This is a genomic window from Bartonella sp. P12B, from assembly GCF_055796185.1.
On record NZ_JBTTDI010000003.1, the window covers coordinates 1 to 17866 of the forward strand.

The window sequence follows — 17866 nt, forward strand, 5'->3', positions numbered from 1 at the left end:
AAAACGCCTCTGTTATTAAGAGGTGTTTCTGCATGACAGGGAAATAAGAGAGCATGAACAGTCAAAATATCCGCATTCGCTTAAAGGCATTTGATCACAGAATTCTTGATACATCGACACGTGAAATTGTGTCGACTGCCAAGCGTACTGGTGCAAATGTGCGTGGTCCTATTCCGCTTCCAACGCGGATTGAGAAGTTTACAGTGAATCGTGGTCCGCACATCGATAAGAAGAGTCGTGAGCAGTTTGAAATGCGTACACATAAGCGTCTTCTTGATATTGTTGATCCAACACCGCAAACAGTGGATGCGCTTATGAAGCTCGATCTTTCTGCTGGTGTGGATGTAGAAATTAAGCTCTGAGGTTTGAGGACAGAAGGAACAGACCCGATGCGTTCAGGTGTAATAGCACAGAAGCTGGGCATGACCCGTATTTATAATGAAGCTGGTGAGCATGTGCCGGTAACAGTACTTCGTTTGGAGAATTGTCAAGTTATTGCTCAGCGTACAGTTGAAAAGAATGGTTATACTGCTGTTCAATTAGGTGTAGGCTTTACCAAGGTTAAAAATACTTCACAAGCTCTTCGTGGACATTTTGCTAAGGCTTCTGTTGAGCCAAAAGCAAAAATAGCGGAGTTTCGTGTAAGCCCCGATAATCTCCTTGATGTCGGTACTGAGATTACCGTGGAGCATTTTGTTCCAGGACAGAGGGTCGATGTGACTGGTACGAGTATTGGTAAAGGTTTTGCTGGTGTTATGAAACGGCATAATTTTGGTGGACATCGTGCATCGCATGGTAATTCAATCACACATCGTGCTCATGGTTCGACAGGACAGTGTCAAGATCCTGGTAAGGTTTTTAAAGGCAAGAAAATGGCTGGCCATATGGGGCAAGTTCGTGTGACGACGCAGAATATTGAGGTTGTTTCTACAGATATTGAGCGTGGTTTAATTTTGGTACGTGGTGCTGTTTCGGGATCTAAAGGTGCTTGGATTTTGATACGGGACGCTATAAAAAAACGTCTTCCTGATAATGTACCTAAGCCCGCTGGTATTCGCTGTCTTGAGAAAGAGAAAACGGAAATGGTTACTCCAGTGATGGAAACCTCTGTAACTGAGGGAGCTGAGTAATGGATCTTGTAATTAGAACCCTTGATGGAAATGAAGTTGGTAAGTTAAAGGTTTCTGAAGGTATTTTTGGTCTTGTTCCGCGTGAGGATATTTTGCAACGTGTTGTTCGTTGGCAACTTGCTCGTCGTCAACAGGGAACGCATCAATCGCAGGGACGATCTGATGTGTCACGAACAGGAGCAAAGATGTTTAAACAGAAAGGAACTGGGCGAGCTCGGCACTCATCTGCTCGTGCGCCGCAGTTTCGAGGTGGAGGTAAGGCGCATGGTCCTGTTTTTCGGAGTCATGCATATGATCTTCCTAAAAAGGTTCGTGCGCTCGGGGTGCGTCTTGCTTTGTCGGCAAAATTAAAAGCAAATAATTTAATTGTTGTTGATGATTTAAGTGTTAAGGATGCTAAAACGAGAATCCTTGTTTCTCATTTTTCTAAACTTGGATTTGATAATGCTCTTTTAGTTGGCGGCAAGGAGATTGATGTTAGTTTTTTTCGTGCAGCATCTAATATTCCTAATGTTGATATTTTGCCAATTCAAGGAATTAATGTTTATGATATTTTGCGTCGCAGCAAACTTGTTTTATCAAAAGCAGCTGTAGAGGCTCTTGAGGAGCGTTTTAGATGACAGACCTTCGCCATTACGATATAATTGTTAGTCCAGTTATTACTGAAAAGTCGACTATGATTTCTGAATATAATCAAGTTGCTTTTAATGTTGCGCCGAAAGCGACAAAGCCTGAGATTAAAGCTGCTATTGAAGCTCTTTTTAATGTTAAAGTTAAAGCGATTAATACGATAGTTCGTAAGGGCAAAGTAAAGCGTTTCAAAGGAATCGTTGGTCGGCAGAGTGATGTCAAAAAAGCGATCGTAACGTTGGCCAGTGGTCAGTCTATCGACGTTTCGACAGGTCTTTAAAGGGGCTCGGAGATAAAAACAATGGCACTTAAGCACTTTAATCCAACTACACCTGGGCAGCGTCAACTTGTTATTGTAGATCGCTCTTGTCTTTATAAAGGTAAGCCTGTAAAAACGTTGACAGAGGGACTATCGTCAAAGGGTGGACGCAATAACCGTGGTCGCGTTACTGCTCGTTTTCAAGGTGGTGGACATAAACGCAGCTATCGCTTTGTTGATTTCAAGCGTCTTAAACGGGATGTTACTGCAAAAGTTGAGCGTTTGGAATATGATCCGAATCGGACTGCTTTCATTGCGTTAATACGTTATGAGGATGGACAGCTAAGCTATGTCCTTGCACCACAGCGTCTTGGTGTTGGTGATTCTATTATAGCTGGTTCAAATGTTGATGTTAAACCAGGTAATGCGATGCCTCTTGGTAATATGCCGGTGGGTACGATTATCCATAATGTTGAAATGAAGCCGGGAAAAGGTGGTCAAATTGCACGTTCAGCTGGCACTTATGCGCAATTGGTTGGACGAGATCAAGGGATGGCTATTCTTCGTCTTAATTCTGGAGAGCAGCGTTTGGTATCTGGGAGTTGTTTTGCAACTGTTGGTGCAGTTTCAAATCCTGATCATGGGAATATTAATGATGGTAAGGCGGGGCGGTCGCGTTGGCGTGGTAGGCGTCCACATGTTCGTGGTGTTGCTATGAATCCTGTTGATCATCCACATGGTGGTGGTGAGGGTCGTACATCGGGGGGGCGTCATCCGGTGTCTCCTTGGGGTAAGCCTACAAAAGGTAAGCGTACCCGCTCCAACAAAGCCACTGATAAATTTATTATGCGTACGCGTCATCAGCGCAAGAAATGAGAAAGGTAGTCTGAAGTGGTTCGTTCAGTTTGGAAAGGTCCGTTTGTTGACGGCTATCTTCTTGGAAAAGCAGAAAAGGTCCGTGCAAGTGGGCGCAATGAGGTTATTAAAATATGGAGCCGTCGCTCTACTATTTTGCCGCAATTTGTTGGTTTAACTTTTGGTGTTTACAACGGTAATAAGCATATTCCTGTTTCTGTTTCTGAAGAGATGGTTGGGCATAAGTTTGGTGAGTTCGCTCCCACGAGGACTTATTATGGGCATGGTGCAGATAAAAAAGCGAAGAGGAAATAGGAATGGGAAAAGCTAAAGTTCCGCGCCAGCTTAAGGATAATGAAGCAAAGGCGGTTACGCGGACAATTCGTGTTAGTCCACAAAAGCTTAATTTGGTTGCTGCAATGATTCGTGGTAAAAGAGTTAATGTTGCGCTCGCTGATTTGACATTTTCACGGAAACGTATTGCTGAAACTGTGAAAAAAACTCTTGAATCAGCGATTGCAAATGCAGAGAATAATCACGATCTTGATATTGATTCGCTCATTGTTGCCGAATCTTATGTTGGTAAGTCGATTGTGATGAAACGTTTTCATGTTCGTGGTCGTGGACGCGCTAGTCGAATTGAACGTTCATTTTCGCATCTTACTATTATTGTTCGTGAAGTTACCGAAAAAGTGGAGGCTGCATAATGGGTCAGAAGATCAATCCAATAGGACTTCGTCTTGGAGTTAATCGGACTTGGGATTCCCGTTGGTATGCTGATAGTGGTGAGTATGGGCGTCTTCTTCATGAGGATTTAGCAATTCGTTCATATGTGCTTGAAGAGTTAAAGCAAGCGGCTGTTTCTAAGGTTGTTATTGAACGTCCTCATAAGAAATGTCGTGTGACGATTCATTCGGCACGTCCAGGCTTGATTATTGGTAAAAAAGGTGCTGATATCGAAAAGCTTCGTCGTAAGCTTTCGGAAATGACAAATGCTGAGGCTTCGTTGAATATTGTAGAAATTCGTAAGCCGGAAATTGATGCTACGATTATTGCACAGTCAATTGCTCAGCAATTAGAGCGTCGTGTTGCTTTTCGGCGCGCGATGAAGCGTGCAGTTCAATCAGCTATGCGTCTTGGGGCGGAAGGGATTCGTATCAACTGTTCTGGTCGTCTTGGTGGTGCTGAAATTGCTCGTATGGAATGGTATCGCGAAGGTCGTGTTCCACTTCATACCTTACGTTCTGATGTTGATTACGGTACGGCAGAGGCTAAGACTGCTTATGGTATTTGTGGTGTTAAGGTTTGGGTCTTTAAGGGTGAGATACTTGAACATGATCCGATGGCTTCGGAGCGTCGTGCTACGGAAGCTGATCATTCTGGTTCTTTATCGAATCGTCGCCGCGAAAATGCTTAGTTTTTGTGATTGAACTAAAATTTGGAGTAAAGAGCAATGTTGCAGCCAAAGCGCACAAAGTTCCGTAAGCAGTTCAAGGGCCGTATTCACGGTGTTTCGAAGGGTGGTACGGATTTGAATTTCGGTGCTTACGGACTGAAGGCTGTTGAGCCTGAGAGGATTACTGCCCGTCAAATTGAGGCGGCGCGTCGTGCGATTACACGTTACATGAAACGTTCTGGTCGTGTGTGGATTCGTATTTTTCCAGATCTTCCAGTTACATCTAAGCCGACTGAAGTTCGTATGGGGAAGGGTAAAGGAAGTGTTGATTATTGGGCTACTCGTGTTGCGCCTGGGCGTATCATGTTTGAGCTTGATGGGGTTCCTGAAGATGTAGCGCGTGAGGCATTAAGATTGGGTGCTGCGAAGTTACCTATTAAAACGCGTTTCATCCAGCGTATTGCTGAATAAAGAGGTAAAGCGATGAGAGCCACAGAGTTACGGGCGCAAACGCTCGACCAAATGAAAGATGAATTGGTTAAGTTGAAGAAAGAGCAGTTTAATTTGCGCTTTCAGAAAGCAACGGGTCAATTAGAAAAGACTGCACGTGTTAGGCAGGTTCGTCGTGATATCGCGCGTGTTAAAACTTTTCTTCGTCAGAAGATAAACGAAAGTAAGGTTTAAGGAAATAAGAGATGCCTAAACGCGTTTTGCAAGGTGTTGTCGTAAGCGACAAGAGCGATAAAACTGTAGTTGTTAAGGTGGAACGGCGTTATTCCCATCCACTTCTTAAGAAGACTGTTAGACAGTCTAAAAAATATAAAGCGCATGATGAGAACAATCAGTTTAAGGTTGGTGATCAAGTTTCTATTCAGGAATCTAAACCAATTTCGAAAGATAAATGTTGGATTGTTCTGAAAGGCAGTGTAGCGTAGTTCATTGGGTTTATTGTTATAAAATTTAACGGTGGATTTCTTTCTATTGGTAGTTTTTGGACAATAACTTTATTGTTATTTGGCAGGCAAATCCGGGTGTGTTAGAGACATAACCGGATATAAATGTTAAGAGAAGGTGGCCAGTCATGATTCAGATGCAAACAAACCTCGACGTTGCCGATAATTCTGGTGCTCGTCGTGTCATGTGCATCAAGGTGTTAGGCGGTTCAAAGCGAAAATATGCTTCGGTCGGCGACATTATTGTTGTTTCAGTCAAGGATGCTATTCCTCGTGGCCGTGTTAAAAAAGGTGATGTGATGAAAGCTGTGGTGGTTCGTACTGCTAAGGATATTCGTCGTGCGGATGGTAGCGTTATTCGTTTTGATAGTAATGCTGCTGTTTTAGTTGATAATAAGAAAGAGCCGATCGGTACACGTATCTTTGGACCAGTTCCTCGCGAACTTCGTGGTAGGAATCATATGAAGATCATTTCCCTCGCTCCTGAAGTGTTATAAGGAGTGGTTGTTATGCAAAAGATTCGAAAAGGTGATAAGGTCGTCGTTTTATCCGGTAAGGATAAAGGGTGTAGTGGTGAAGTAATTAAGGTGAATCCAAAGGAAAATAAAGCTTTTGTTCGTGGCGTTAATATGATTAAACGTCATCAACGTCAAACGCAAAAACAAGAGGCTGGTATTATCTCGAAGGAAGCTCCAATCCATCTGTCTAATTTGGCGATTGCTGATCCTAAAGATGGTAGACCTACCCGTGTAGGTTTTCGTATGAATGCAGATGGTAATAAGATTCGTTTTGCCAAGCGTTCGGGAGAGTTGATTAATGGCTGATGAAAAACAAGCACCGCGCATGAAGACGCATTATTTTGAAGTTGTTCGTAAAACGCTTCAAGAGAGGTTTAGTTACAAGAATGCGATGCAAATTCCGCGGGTTGATAAAGTTGTGGTTAATATGGGGATTGGTGAGGCAACTGCTGATTCTAAGAAGCCCTCTATTGCTGCTGGGGATTTGGGTTTGATAACAGGTCAAAAGGCTGTTGTTACTCGTGCACGTAACTCCATTGCGACCTTTAAGGTCCGTGAAGGAATGCCACTTGGGGCTAAAGTTACATTGCGTAAAGATCGTATGTTTGAGTTTTTGGATCGTCTTGTTACGATTGCACTTCCACGGGTTCGTGACTTTCGTGGTCTGAATCCCAAAAGCTTTGATGGTCATGGTAATTTTGCTATGGGTATTAAAGAGCACATTGTGTTTCCAGAGATCAATTATGATAAAGTTGATCAAATTTGGGGCATGGATATCATCGTTTGTACGACAGCGAAAACGGATGATGAGGCGCGTGAATTGTTGCGTGCTTTTAATTTCCCTTTTCGTTCGTAACGGCAAATGTAGCGAGGTAAGGTTATGGCCAAAGTAAGTGCCGTTGAAAAAAATAAGCATCGTGAAGTGATGGTAAAACGTTATGCTGCGCGTCGTGCGCGTTTGAAAGCGATAGTTATGGATCAGAAGCTTCCTCTTGAAGAGCGTTTTAAAGCTTCTGTTCAGTTAGCTAGGTTGCCACGTAATTCTGCTAAAGTTCGTGTTCGTAATCGTTGTGAGGTTTCAGGGCGTCCACGGGCTTATTATCGTAAATTAAAAATGTCGCGGATTGCATTGCGGGAACTTGGCTCTATAGGCCATATTCCAGGCATTGTTAAGTCTAGTTGGTAAGAGGAGTTTACTCAATGTCTCTGTCAGATCCTCTTGGTGATATGTTAACGCGTATTCGTAATGCACTTGGTCGTAAAAAAAACAAAGTGATTACGCCTGCTTCTAAGCTTCGTGCGCGCGTTCTTGATGTTCTTCATTCTGAAGGTTATATTCGTGGCTATAAGCAAATCGATTTAGGTGGTGGAAAGTCTGAAATTGAAATCGAGTTGAAGTATTTTGAAGGATTAGCTGCTATTCGTGAAGTTTCGCGTGTTTCAAAGCCTGGTCGTCGTGTATATGTTTCTGCTAAGTCACTTCCTCAAGTGGCAAATGGTCTTGGTATATCAATTTTATCAACCCCTAAGGGTGTTATGGCCGATCATGAAGCGCGTGAGCAAAATGTCGGTGGAGAGCTCCTTTGTCGTGTTTTCTAAGTAATGTTAAGAAAACAGAAAAAAAGTAGGTTAGAACAATGTCTCGTATTGGAAAAAAACCCATTTCAATTCCTTCTGGGGTTACCGCAACTGTTGAAGGGCAGTTGGTTAAGGCAAAAGGTCCGAAAGGTGAACTGAGTTATGTCGTTAATGATGAAGTTTTGGTGAAATTTGAGGAAAATGTTATAACGGTTTCACCTCGGGATCAGTCAAAAGAAGCGCGTTCTAAATGGGGGATGTCGCGGTCAATGATTGAAAATATTTTTTGTGGTGTGAAAGATGGTTTTGAAAAAAAGCTGGAGATCAATGGAGTTGGTTATCGTGCTGCTTTGCAGGGTAAAGACGTTCAGCTGTCATTAGGTTTTTCGCATGATGTGATTTATAAAGTGCCATCAGGGGTTACGGTTACGGTTCCAAAGCCTACAGAAATTGTTGTTTCTGGAATTGATAAGCAGCAAGTTGGGCAAGTCGCAGCAGAGATTCGCGAATATCGTAGGCCTGAGCCTTATAAAGGTAAAGGCGTAAAACACGCAGATGAGCGTATCTTTCGTAAAGAAGGTAAAAAGAAGTAAGGATTTTGTATTATGGTTTCATCTAAGGACATTATCCAGCGTCGTGCGCGCCGTGTTCGTCGTAGAATCAAAATGGTTTCTAGTGGGCGTTTGCGGCTTAGCGTTTATCGTTCAAATCAAAATATTTATGCTCAAATTATCGATGATTCGCGTGGGCATACCCTTGTTTCCGCATCTACTCTTGAAGGTGACTTGAAAAAGTCATTAAAAAGTGGGGGTGATAAAGATGCAGCTTTTGCTGTTGGTAAGTTGATTGCTGAACGTGCAAAACAGGCCGGTGTTAAGGAAGTTGTTTTTGATCGAGGGGCATATGTTTATCATGGTAGAGTAAAAGCCTTGGCTGAAGCTGCTCGTGAGAGTGGGTTGAACTTCTAGGGTATTTTATTGAGAAACTTAAGGAAGAAAATTTTAAGGTTTTTGGTATAAGTTCTTCTAATGTTTAGATAGAATTTTATTAGAGTGCTTCCGGAAAAGAAAAAGGAATGAGGAATGGCACAGAAAGAGCGTAGTGAGCGAGATGAGCGTGATGGTGAATTTGTCGATAGGCTTGTTCATATCAATCGTGTTGCTAAAGTTGTGAAGGGTGGTCGGCGTTTTGGTTTTGCTGCTCTTGTTGTTGTTGGTGATCAAAAAGGCCGTGTAGGTTTTGGTCATGGTAAAGCGCGTGAAGTGCCAGAGGCAGTTCGTAAAGCTACGGAAGCTGCAAAGCGTGGAATGATTTACGTTCCGCTGCGATCTGGGCGTACATTACATCATGATCTTGAAGGTCGTCATGGAGCAGGTCGGGTTTTGCTACGTTCAGCTTCTGCTGGTACCGGTATTATTGCTGGGGGACCGATGCGTGCTATTTTTGAAACTCTAGGTATGCAGGATGTTGTTGCGAAATCATTAGGATCTTCTAATCCTTATAATATGGTGCGTGCGACGTTTGATGCATTAAAACATCAAATGCATCCTAGAGATATTGCAGCTCAACGTGGTATCAAATATTCAACTTTGCAGGCACGGCGTCGGCATTTGGTTGATGCAGAAGGGTAGTTTCTGAGATTGTCAGAAAAGGAATTAGGAAATGGTTCAGAAAAAATCTCAGAGTGGTAAAACTGTGACGATAGAACAAGTTGGAAGTCCAATTCGGAATTCACAGATTCAGCGCGCAACCTTGAAGGGACTCGGGTTAAATAAAATACGGCGTCGGCGTGTTTTAGAAGATACCCTTTGTGTGCGCGGGATGATTGCTAAGGTTCGGCATCTTGTTCGTGTTGTAGATGAAGGTTAAAGGTTGCGGGAGTATAAGATATGAGACTCAATGAGCTGCGTGATCGCGAAGGCGCAACGAGAAATCGTAAACGTGTTGGGCGTGGGATTGGTTCTGGTACTGGTAAAACTGGTGGTCGTGGTGTCAAAGGACAGAAATCACGTTCGGGTGTTTCACTCAATGGTTTTGAAGGTGGGCAAATGGCTATTTATCGTCGTTTGCCAAAGCGTGGATTTAGGAATTTTTTTGCCAAAACGTATAATGAGGTTTCATTGGGACGTATTCAGTTGGCAGTTGATGCGGGTAAGTTGAATATTGAGAAGCCTGTTGATATCATTGCCTTGAAAGAGGCTGGGATTGTTCGTTGTATGAAGGGTGGGGTACGTCTTCTTTCTGATGGTGAGTTGAAAGCAAAAATTATAATTCATGTTTCTGGAGCTTCTGAAACTGCTCGTATTAAGGTTGAAAAAGCTGGTGGCCAAGTTGTTTTTCCTGAGGTTCTTTCGGCAAGCTAGCTTTGATATGGATGATGCTCTAGGAAAGCTTGTTTGCTTCAGTGAGGGTATTTTTTGAGGGTTATTGTTTTGGTTTGCATTTATTTATGTAAGGCGGTACAAATTTTAAGGGTTATGCTTCCGTGATTTAGAGAACTGAAGTGTGGATGGGAGACGTTTTATGGCATCAGCGGCAGAGCAATTTGCTTCCAATGTGAACTTTGGTACTTTTTCACGTGCAACCGAATTGAAAAAACGCATTTGGTTTACCCTTGCGGCGCTTCTTGTTTATCGCTTTGGTACTTATATTTCTCTTCCTGGTATCAATATTGATTCTTTACGGCAGACATTTGAACATCATGCCTCTGGTGTTTTGGGGTTATTTAATATGTTTGCTGGAGGCGCTGTTGGTCGTATGGCAATTTTTGCATTGGGAATTATGCCTTATATATCGGCTTCGATTATTGTACAATTATTAACTTCAGTTATTCCTTCGTTAGAAACCCTTAAAAAAGAGGGTGAACTTGGTCGTAAAATTATTAATCAGTATACGCGTTATGTAACAGTAGTCTTAGCGATTTTGCAAGCATTTGGTATCGCGGTTGCGCTCGAAACTGGTATAGGGACAGGGCTTCAAATTGTTGCTGAGCCGGGTCTTATGTTCCGTGTTTCTTCTGTTATTACCCTTGTTGGTGGAACGATGTTTCTCATGTGGCTTGGTGAGCAGATTACTTCACGTGGTGTTGGTAATGGAGTCTCTCTTATTATTTTCACAGGTATTGTTGCTAATCTTCCTTCTACTTTTGCTCAACTGTTGACCGCTCATAGTCAGGCTGATTTGTCAACTTTTTTATTAATAGGAATCGTTCTTATTGCGGTTTCTGTTATTGGAGTTATTGTTTTTGTAGAACGCGCACAACGGCGAATTCTCATTCAGTATCCAAAACGTCAGGTCGGTAATCAAATTTTTCAAGGTGATATGTCACATCTGCCTTTGAAATTGAATACTGCTGGTGTTATTCCGCCGATTTTTGCTTCATCTTTGTTGTTGTTGCCTGCAACGATTAATAACTTTTCTGATAAAATGCCTCAATGGATGCAGGCTATTTCTTATTCTCTTGGTCATGGGCAACCACTTTATATGATTGTTTATGCAATTTTGATGGCGTTTTTTTGCTTTTTTTATACAGCGATTGTATTTAATCCAAGTGATACAGCAGATCAGTTGAAAAAGCATTCTGGTTTCATTCCTGGCATTCGTCCTGGTGAGCGTACAGCTGAATATATTGATTATGTTTTGACTCGTATCACTGTTGTGGGGGCGATCTATATTATTTTGGTTTGTTTGTTGCCTGAATTTATGATATCTGCATTACAGGTTCCTTTCTATCTTGGAGGAACATCTTTGTTGATTGTTGTTACTGTTACGCTTGATACAGTTACTCAAATTCAGGGACATCTTGTTGCGCACCAATATGAAGGTTTGATTAAAAAATCAAAACTTCGTGGAGGTAGAAGGAATCGATGAGAATTATTCTTTTAGGACCTCCTGGGGCTGGGAAAGGTACGCAAGCGAAAATGTTGACCGAGGAGTATAATATTCCTCAGTTGTCAACAGGTGATATGTTGCGTGAAGTTATTGCTAAAGAGACAGAGATTGGCAAAAAAGCTAAAGATACTATGAGTTCTGGTGCTTTGATCTCCGATAGCATTGTTAATCAAATTGTATCGAATCGAATTGATGAAAGTGATTGTGTAAACGGTTTTGTTTTGGATGGCTATCCGCGAACTGTAGGGCAGGCAGAAGCATTACAAAGCATTTTGCAATCAAAAAATATGCGACTTGATGCTGTTATTGAGTTGCGTGTTGATGAGCATGCACTGATTGAGCGAATGAAGAAACGGGTTGAGCAGGCAATGGCTGCTGGTGAACAGGTTCGTCCAGATGATAATTCTGTTGCATTTACGAAGCGATTAGTGGAATATCGTGAAAAAACAATTCCTCTATCAAGATTTTATTCAGAAAGGGGATTGTTGAAGGTGATTGATGGAATGATTGATATCAGTGAAGTATCGCGCATGATTAGAGAATCTCTTCAATAATAATTTTTTTTTAGAAATAAATGAAAAGTGTTGACTTTTTTTGTAAGATCTATCAAAAGGATCTTAATTTATTTCAGTGAAATATTAGGATTCGGAGTATGTTTGTGCCGGGTCACTTTTCTGTAAAGTACATCAGGTGTTTTACGGCTAATGTCAATATAAACCAAGGAGAGTAGGCGTGGCTCGTATTGCTGGCGTCAATATCCCGACAAATAAGCGTGTAATTATTGCGCTTCAGTATATTCACGGGATTGGACCAAAATTTGCTCAAGAAATTACTAAAAAGGTTGGTATTCCCGTAGGGCGTCGTGTCCATGAGCTTTCTGATGCAGAGGTGTTGCAAATTCGTGAGGCGATAGATCAGGGCTATCAAGTTGAAGGTGATCTTCGGCGTGAAGTTGCTATGAATGTTAAGCGGTTGATGGACCTTGGTTGTTATCGTGGTTTGCGTCATCGTCGTTCTTTGCCTGTGCGCGGGCAGCGTACCCATACAAATGCGCGTACCCGTAAAGGGCCGGCTAAAGCAATTGCCGGCAAGAAGAAATAATAGTCTTTTTTTAAAAAAGGTTTGTTTTTTTACATTTTGTTTCTTGTTAGTTCATTTTAATAAGAACAAAGAAGGTGGAGCTGCTGGTGTTACGGCGGTGAGGAGATCGTTGAAAGGAAGATTATGGCCAAGGAAGCCACACGTGTTCGTCGTCGAGAGCGTAAAAATATCTCATCAGGTGTTGTTCATATCAATTCAACATTTAACAATACAATGATTACTATTACAGATGCGCAGGGAAATACTATTGCGTGGTCTTCTGCTGGTGCTCAGGGGTTTAAGGGGTCACGTAAATCTACGCCCTTTGCAGCTCAAGTTGCTGCGGAAGATTGTGCTAGAAAAGCGCAAGAGCATGGTATGCGTTCTTTGGAAGTTGAAGTTTGTGGGCCTGGGGCAGGTCGTGAGTCTGCTTTGCGTGCGTTACAGTCTGTTGGTTTTATTATTACTTCTATTCGTGATGTAACACCAATTCCTCATAATGGATGTCGTCCGCGAAAAAGACGGCGTGTTTAATTGGGTGTTGTTTTTTGTTGTCAGAGACTCCTCTGATGTTCACATTGGTCGTTACGATTGAATGGTAGCGGAACTAAAGAACGGGAATAAAAATATGATCCAGAAAAACTGGCAGGAACTGATAAAACCCAATAAGGTTGATTTTTTTGCACATGATAATCCAAATGTTGTGAGCATGGTTGCAGAGCCTCTTGAACGTGGTTTTGGTTTAACATTGGGGAATGCACTCCGTCGTGTGTTGTTGTCGTCACTTCGTGGTGCCGCAATTACTGCTGTACAGATTGATGGAGTGTTACACGAATTTTCATCAATTTCAGGTGTTCGTGAAGATGTTACAGATATTATTCTTAATATCAAAGAGATTGCATTGCGCATGGAAGAAGAGGGTCCTAAACGTGTTGTTATTTGTAAAGAGGGCCCTGGTGTTGTGAGAGCTGGAGATATCAATGCTGTTGGAGATATGAAAATTCTGAATCCGGAGCATGTTATCTGCACCCTTGATGAAGATGCTGAGATTCGTATGGAGTTTATTGTCAATACAGGGAAAGGATATGTTCCGTCTGATCGTAATTGTGCTGACGATGCGCGGATAGGTCTTATTCCTGTTGATAGTCTTTATTCACCAATTCGTAAGGTCTCTTATAAAGTAGAAAATACACGTGAAGGGCAGGTTCTGGATTATGACAAATTGACGCTTACGCTTGAAACAAATGGCGCCGTGAGTGGGGAGGATGCTGTTGCTTATGCAGCACGTATTCTTCAGGATCAGTTGTCGTTGTTTGTCAATTTTGAGGATCCGCAGAAGCAAGCCGCTGAAGAGCCTGATTCAGAGCTTGCTTTCAATCCAGCGCTTCTCAAAAAAGTGGATGAATTGGAACTATCTGTTCGCTCAGCAAATTGTCTTAAGAATGACAATATTGTCTATATTGGTGATCTTATCCAAAAAACAGAAGCTGAAATGCTTCGGACACCAAATTTTGGACGAAAATCGTTAAATGAGATTAAAGAAGTTTTGGCATGTATGGGATTACATCTTGGTATGGAAATTTCGGCATGGCCACCGGAAAACATTGATGATCTTGCTAAACGCTATGAAGATCAGTATTAAAATTTAGAATTTAAGGAGAGAACTCATGCGCCATAGTAAGTCAGGTCGCAAGTTGAACCGGACTGCCAGTCACCGTAAAGCGATGTTTGCTAATATGGCCGTTTCGCTGATTGAGCATGAGCAGATTGTGACAACGTTACCAAAGGCTAAAGAAATCCGTCCTATTGTTGAAAAACTTGTTACACTTGGTAAACGTGGAGGATTGCATGCACGTCGGCAAGCTATTGCCGCACTTCGTGATGTGGATAAAGTTGCAAAATTATTTGATACGCTTGCGCCGCGTTATGCGTTGCGCAACGGTGGGTATTTGCGTATTATGAAAGCGGGATTTCGTACCGGTGATAATGCCCCTATGGCTGTTATAGAATTTGTTGATCGTGATGTTGAGGCAAAGGGCGCTATAGACCGTGTGCGTACGGAAAGTGTTGCAAATGAAAAAGAAACTTCTTCATAAAGAGAGAGTATTTTTCTTTTTGTTAAGTTTTAAAAAGCCGCCTTTTTAGGGCGGTTTTTTGTGGATGTTTTGGAGTTAACTTGACTTAAAAATATACATGGTGAGAAGATTATAGAATGTTGAATTATTTTATAATATTTATTGTTCGTATGGTTGTTTTTCTTCTTCATTATAAATATTAATAAAAATTCTTAGCTTATGGAGGATGAGAGGGTTTCTTATCTTATTAACATTAAAGAGTGGATTGGTTTTTAAGGAGTGAGTCATGAGGTATTCTCTTTTGGCGGGTCTTTTTTTCGCTATTATGGTACAGATGTCCTTTCATTGTGCGTATGCTCAAATTCCACAAACACAAAAAGAAATTACTCTTTCATTTTCTCCTCTCGTTAAAAAGACGATTCCATCTGTTGTGAATATTTATGCAGCGCGGCAAATTAGAGCGCGTTCGCCTTTTGAAGGAGATCCCTTTTTTGAGCAATTTTTTGGTCGATTCCAAAATAATCGTCCCTTGCGTAGACAATCTTCATTGGGATCAGGGGTGATTGTTGATGCACGTGGTTTGATCATTACTAATTATCACGTTATTAAGGATGCAGATGAAATTAAAGTTGCTCTTTCTGATGGACGTGAGTTTGAAAGTAAGGTTAAGTTAAGAGATGAAGAAACAGACATTGCTATTCTTGAAATTGATGCAAAGGGAGCTCAGTTTCCTATTCTTTCTTTAGGAGATTCTGATGCCGTTGAAGTTGGCGATCTTGTCTTAGCAATTGGTAATCCTTTTGGTGTTGGTCAAACAGTTACAAGTGGTATTGTTTCAGCCCAAGCACGGACACGTGTTGGCATTTCTGATTTTGACTTTTTTATTCAAACAGATGCTGCCATTAATCCAGGAAATTCTGGTGGAGCTTTGATTGATATGAAAGGACAATTAATAGGGATTAATACGGCTATTTATTCGCGTTCAGGTGGTTCTGTAGGGATTGGTTTTGCTATTCCATCAAATCTTGTAAAAGTAATGCTTGATACTGTGAAACGTGGTGGGAAATATTTTGTGCCACCTTATATTGGTGCATCTTTTCAAAATGTTACACCTGATATTGCTGGGGGCTTAGGTTTAGAACGTCCCTATGGTGCTCTTGTTATTGAAGTTATCGAAAACGGTCCAGCGGCCAAAGCTGGTTTGAAAGTAGGCGATGTTGTTTTGAGTGTGCAAGGGATGCGCGTTGATAGTCCAGACGGTCTTGGATATCGTTTGATGACAGCTGGTGTTGGGCACAGCCTTGTTTTAGAATATTTACGAAATGGAAAATTTTTAAAAACACAAATAACCATTTCATCGATACCGGAATCTGCATTTTTAAAATCTGAAAAAATTATTGATGAGGGGCCTCTTTCTGGTGCTGAAGTCTTAGATTTAACACCGCAAAATAGTCGACGTTTTCATCTTCCAATTTCTGCAAGAGGTGTTGTCATTACCAATATTGATGAAATGAGTAATGCTGCTGGAATTTTTCGGCCCAGAGATATTTTGCGTGTTATTAATGGTCATAAAATTCAAACAGTTAGTCAGTTAAAAAAGATTCTTATGCAAGGTCGTCCGCGTGTTTGGCAATTGGAGTATGAACGTGATGGTATGTATATTCGCCAATTTATTCGCTGAGGTTTTTTTTGAATAAAGATTTTTTTACTTCGTCTTTTGATTTTCAAGTTAATAAAAATCGGCCACTTGCGGAAAAATTGCGTCCACATTCTCTCAGTGAAGTCATGGGACAAAATCACTTGATTGGAGAAAACGGGGTGCTTTCACGTATGCTAGCAGTCGGTTCGATACATTCGATGATTTTTTGGGGACCTCCAGGCACAGGGAAAACAACGGTTGCGCGCTTGTTAGCGACTGAAACAAATTTTGTTTTTGAGCAAGTTTCTGCTATTTTCACTGGTGTTTCTGAGCTCAAAAAAATTTTTGAAGTTGCTCAGACTCGTTTTATGTCTGGATGCCAAACACTTTTGTTTGTCGATGAAATTCATCGATTTAATCGTGCGCAGCAGGATAGTTTTCTTCCTGTTATGGAGGACGGGACGATTATTCTTATAGGGGCAACGACGGAAAATCCTTCCTTTGAACTTAATGCGGCCCTTCTTTCTCGTGCACGTATTTTGACATTTCTTCCACATAATAATGAAAGCTTGCACATGCTTTTGAAGCGTGCTGAAGAAGTGCAGGGGAAATCTCTTCCTTTGGATGATGATGCTAGAGATGTTTTAATTGGGATGTCTGATGGTGATGCGCGGGCAGTATTAACATTGGCAGAGGAAGTTTGGTGTCTTGCACAACCGGGAGAGATCTTTGATGCTGTCTCTTTGCAAAAAATAATTCAGCGTCGTGCTCCCATTTATGATAAAGGAAGAGAGGGGCATTATAATCTTATTTCAGCGTTGCATAAGTCAGTTCGAGGATCTGATCCTGATGCCGCCCTTTATTATTTAACACGAATGTTTGATGCCGGAGAGGATCCTCTTTATATTGGGCGAAGATTGGTTCGTATGGCTGTTGAGGATGTTGGTTTGGCAGATCCGCAAGCCCTTGTCATTTGTAATGCGGCAAAGGATGCTTATGATTATTTAGGATCACCTGAAGGAGAATTGGCTTTGGCGCAGGCATGTCTTTATGTTGCGACCGCACCAAAATCAAATGCAACATATCTCGCTTATAAAGCAGCTATGCATTGTGCGCGCAAAAATGGTTCTTTGCCTCCCCCTCAGCATATCCTTAATGCCCCTACAAAATTTATGAAGGAAGAAGGATATGGGCACGGTTATCGCTATGATCATGATGAACCAGATGCTTTTTCAGGACAAGAGTATTTTCCTGAAAAACTTGGGCGCCAGATCTATTATCAACCACGAGAACGTGGTTTCGAGCGCGAGATTGCGAAGCGCCTTGAGTGGTGGAAGCAATTGCGCAAAAAACGAGCCAATCAAAAGTGAAATTTTAGTTGAAAAATTTTTTATCGGTTTTGGGCTTACTTTACAAAAGTTATCTCATTACAATCTCCTGTTGATGGTCTCAATCATGTCTTAAGCGCTTGTTATTTTTGTAGAATAAAAAATTGTATCAAGATTTCTATACACTTAAAATTCAAATTTAAAAAATGTTTGTCTCGTTTTAATTCTCTGATTGTTTTGTATTTATGATTTCAGTTGTATGCGATGTCGTGTAATTTTGATTGATGATGGTTTTTTTATCAAGAGCGCGAAAGTGGTTAAATGCTAGGGATTTTTTTAGTGTGTATAAAGAAGGATGAGAGAGGCTTTGTATAAAGTTTATGTTGAAATTTACATTGTTTCTTTTCTCGAGGAAGGCTATAACTGTATCGAGTTTTCTCCTTTATATAGGGGGAGTAGGGGAAGTCTATTGCGTGCTCTAAGTTTAAAGAATTTAAGTTCTTTATCTTAGATGGGGTTTGTCTTGTAGATGCG

General features: G+C 41.4%; 29 protein-coding genes. All 29 read left to right on the plus strand.

The features are described from left to right. The first annotated feature begins 53 nt into the window (after positions 1 to 53). Positions 54 to 362, plus strand: a complete 309-nt coding sequence (gene rpsJ, locus AC0QT1_RS02655) for a 30S ribosomal protein S10 (protein WP_005773267.1) — start codon at positions 54 to 56, stop codon at positions 360 to 362. A gap of 27 nt (positions 363 to 389) precedes the next feature. Then, a complete protein-coding gene (gene rplC / locus AC0QT1_RS02660; protein WP_473201587.1) occupies positions 390 to 1130 on the plus strand; it encodes a 50S ribosomal protein L3 in 741 nt (246 codons plus the stop codon). Further along, complete coding sequence (gene rplD, locus AC0QT1_RS02665; RefSeq protein WP_473201013.1) at positions 1130 to 1750, plus strand: 50S ribosomal protein L4; 621 nt, start codon at positions 1130 to 1132, stop codon at positions 1748 to 1750. Before rplC ends, rplD begins: the two co-directional genes overlap by 1 nt. Beyond that, positions 1747 to 2040, plus strand: coding sequence for a 50S ribosomal protein L23 (locus tag AC0QT1_RS02670; RefSeq protein WP_473201012.1), 294 nt, complete (start codon positions 1747 to 1749; stop codon positions 2038 to 2040). Before rplD ends, AC0QT1_RS02670 begins: the two co-directional genes overlap by 4 nt. A 21-nt stretch (positions 2041 to 2061) precedes the next feature. Next, positions 2062 to 2895: a 50S ribosomal protein L2 gene (gene rplB, locus AC0QT1_RS02675; protein WP_473201588.1), complete on the plus strand. Its 834-nt coding sequence runs from the start codon at positions 2062 to 2064 to the stop codon at positions 2893 to 2895. Between the two features lie 15 nt (positions 2896 to 2910). Continuing rightward, positions 2911 to 3189 (plus strand): 30S ribosomal protein S19, encoded by a 279-nt coding sequence (rpsS, locus tag AC0QT1_RS02680; protein ID WP_004855734.1) that lies wholly within the window; start codon positions 2911 to 2913, stop codon positions 3187 to 3189. Between the two features lie 2 nt (positions 3190 to 3191). After that, positions 3192 to 3581 carry a 50S ribosomal protein L22 gene (gene rplV, locus AC0QT1_RS02685; protein ID WP_473201010.1) on the plus strand — a complete coding sequence of 130 codons (390 nt, stop codon included), beginning with the start codon at positions 3192 to 3194 and terminating at the stop codon, positions 3579 to 3581. Continuing rightward, complete coding sequence (rpsC, locus tag AC0QT1_RS02690) at positions 3581 to 4291, plus strand: 30S ribosomal protein S3 (protein WP_473201009.1); 711 nt, start codon at positions 3581 to 3583, stop codon at positions 4289 to 4291. Before rplV ends, rpsC begins: the two co-directional genes overlap by 1 nt. Positions 4292 to 4327: 36 nt before the next feature. Next, positions 4328 to 4741: a 50S ribosomal protein L16 gene (gene rplP, locus AC0QT1_RS02695; RefSeq protein WP_004859191.1), complete on the plus strand. Its 414-nt coding sequence runs from the start codon at positions 4328 to 4330 to the stop codon at positions 4739 to 4741. Positions 4742 to 4753: 12 nt separating this feature from the next. After that, positions 4754 to 4954: a 50S ribosomal protein L29 gene (gene rpmC / locus AC0QT1_RS02700; protein ID WP_241438650.1), complete on the plus strand. Its 201-nt coding sequence runs from the start codon at positions 4754 to 4756 to the stop codon at positions 4952 to 4954. 11 nt (positions 4955 to 4965) lie between these two features. Then, positions 4966 to 5205: a 30S ribosomal protein S17 gene (rpsQ, locus tag AC0QT1_RS02705; protein WP_473201008.1), complete on the plus strand. Its 240-nt coding sequence runs from the start codon at positions 4966 to 4968 to the stop codon at positions 5203 to 5205. A gap of 146 nt (positions 5206 to 5351) precedes the next feature. Then, positions 5352 to 5720, plus strand: coding sequence for a 50S ribosomal protein L14 (rplN, locus tag AC0QT1_RS02710; RefSeq protein WP_004855715.1), 369 nt, complete (start codon positions 5352 to 5354; stop codon positions 5718 to 5720). Positions 5721 to 5732: 12 nt separating this feature from the next. Beyond that, entirely contained in the window at positions 5733 to 6047 is a 315-nt protein-coding gene (rplX, locus tag AC0QT1_RS02715) for a 50S ribosomal protein L24 (RefSeq protein ID WP_473201007.1), read from the plus strand. Then, complete coding sequence (gene rplE, locus AC0QT1_RS02720; RefSeq protein ID WP_473201006.1) at positions 6040 to 6597, plus strand: 50S ribosomal protein L5; 558 nt, start codon at positions 6040 to 6042, stop codon at positions 6595 to 6597. The genes rplX and rplE overlap by 8 nt, the downstream gene beginning before the upstream one ends. Positions 6598 to 6621: 24 nt before the next feature. After that, positions 6622 to 6927, plus strand: a complete 306-nt coding sequence (gene rpsN / locus AC0QT1_RS02725; protein WP_473201005.1) for a 30S ribosomal protein S14 — start codon at positions 6622 to 6624, stop codon at positions 6925 to 6927. A gap of 14 nt (positions 6928 to 6941) precedes the next feature. Next, a complete protein-coding gene (rpsH, locus tag AC0QT1_RS02730; RefSeq protein WP_473201004.1) occupies positions 6942 to 7340 on the plus strand; it encodes a 30S ribosomal protein S8 in 399 nt (132 codons plus the stop codon). Positions 7341 to 7378: 38 nt separating this feature from the next. Beyond that, entirely contained in the window at positions 7379 to 7912 is a 534-nt protein-coding gene (gene rplF / locus AC0QT1_RS02735) for a 50S ribosomal protein L6 (protein WP_473201003.1), read from the plus strand. A gap of 12 nt (positions 7913 to 7924) precedes the next feature. After that, positions 7925 to 8287, plus strand: coding sequence for a 50S ribosomal protein L18 (gene rplR / locus AC0QT1_RS02740; protein WP_473201002.1), 363 nt, complete (start codon positions 7925 to 7927; stop codon positions 8285 to 8287). A 114-nt stretch (positions 8288 to 8401) separates the two neighbouring features. Continuing rightward, positions 8402 to 8950 (plus strand): 30S ribosomal protein S5, encoded by a 549-nt coding sequence (gene rpsE / locus AC0QT1_RS02745; protein WP_473201001.1) that lies wholly within the window; start codon positions 8402 to 8404, stop codon positions 8948 to 8950. A 31-nt stretch (positions 8951 to 8981) separates the two neighbouring features. Beyond that, positions 8982 to 9188: a 50S ribosomal protein L30 gene (rpmD, locus tag AC0QT1_RS02750; RefSeq protein ID WP_473201000.1), complete on the plus strand. Its 207-nt coding sequence runs from the start codon at positions 8982 to 8984 to the stop codon at positions 9186 to 9188. 20 nt (positions 9189 to 9208) lie between these two features. Further along, complete coding sequence (gene rplO / locus AC0QT1_RS02755; protein ID WP_473201589.1) at positions 9209 to 9682, plus strand: 50S ribosomal protein L15; 474 nt, start codon at positions 9209 to 9211, stop codon at positions 9680 to 9682. 160 nt (positions 9683 to 9842) lie between these two features. After that, a complete protein-coding gene (gene secY, locus AC0QT1_RS02760; RefSeq protein WP_473200998.1) occupies positions 9843 to 11189 on the plus strand; it encodes a preprotein translocase subunit SecY in 1347 nt (448 codons plus the stop codon). Further along, positions 11186 to 11764: an adenylate kinase gene (locus AC0QT1_RS02765; RefSeq protein ID WP_473200997.1), complete on the plus strand. Its 579-nt coding sequence runs from the start codon at positions 11186 to 11188 to the stop codon at positions 11762 to 11764. The genes secY and AC0QT1_RS02765 overlap by 4 nt, the downstream gene beginning before the upstream one ends. A 178-nt stretch (positions 11765 to 11942) precedes the next feature. Next, on the plus strand, positions 11943 to 12311 hold the full coding sequence (rpsM, locus tag AC0QT1_RS02770) for a 30S ribosomal protein S13 (RefSeq protein ID WP_273760554.1): 369 nt from the start codon (positions 11943 to 11945) through the stop codon (positions 12309 to 12311). A gap of 123 nt (positions 12312 to 12434) precedes the next feature. Further along, the gene (rpsK, locus tag AC0QT1_RS02775) at positions 12435 to 12824 is read left to right on the plus strand and encodes a 30S ribosomal protein S11 (protein WP_241438667.1); all 390 of its coding nucleotides are present in this window, start codon (positions 12435 to 12437) and stop codon (positions 12822 to 12824) included. 94 nt (positions 12825 to 12918) lie between these two features. Then, the gene (locus tag AC0QT1_RS02780; RefSeq protein WP_473200996.1) at positions 12919 to 13932 is read left to right on the plus strand and encodes a DNA-directed RNA polymerase subunit alpha; all 1014 of its coding nucleotides are present in this window, start codon (positions 12919 to 12921) and stop codon (positions 13930 to 13932) included. Positions 13933 to 13957: 25 nt separating this feature from the next. Continuing rightward, positions 13958 to 14386, plus strand: a complete 429-nt coding sequence (gene rplQ, locus AC0QT1_RS02785) for a 50S ribosomal protein L17 (protein WP_473200995.1) — start codon at positions 13958 to 13960, stop codon at positions 14384 to 14386. A gap of 265 nt (positions 14387 to 14651) precedes the next feature. Continuing rightward, positions 14652 to 16046, plus strand: a complete 1395-nt coding sequence (locus AC0QT1_RS02790) for a DegQ family serine endoprotease (RefSeq protein WP_473200994.1) — start codon at positions 14652 to 14654, stop codon at positions 16044 to 16046. 8 nt (positions 16047 to 16054) lie between these two features. Further along, the gene (locus AC0QT1_RS02795) at positions 16055 to 17374 is read left to right on the plus strand and encodes a replication-associated recombination protein A (protein WP_473200993.1); all 1320 of its coding nucleotides are present in this window, start codon (positions 16055 to 16057) and stop codon (positions 17372 to 17374) included. Positions 17375 to 17866: the final 492 nt, after the last annotated feature.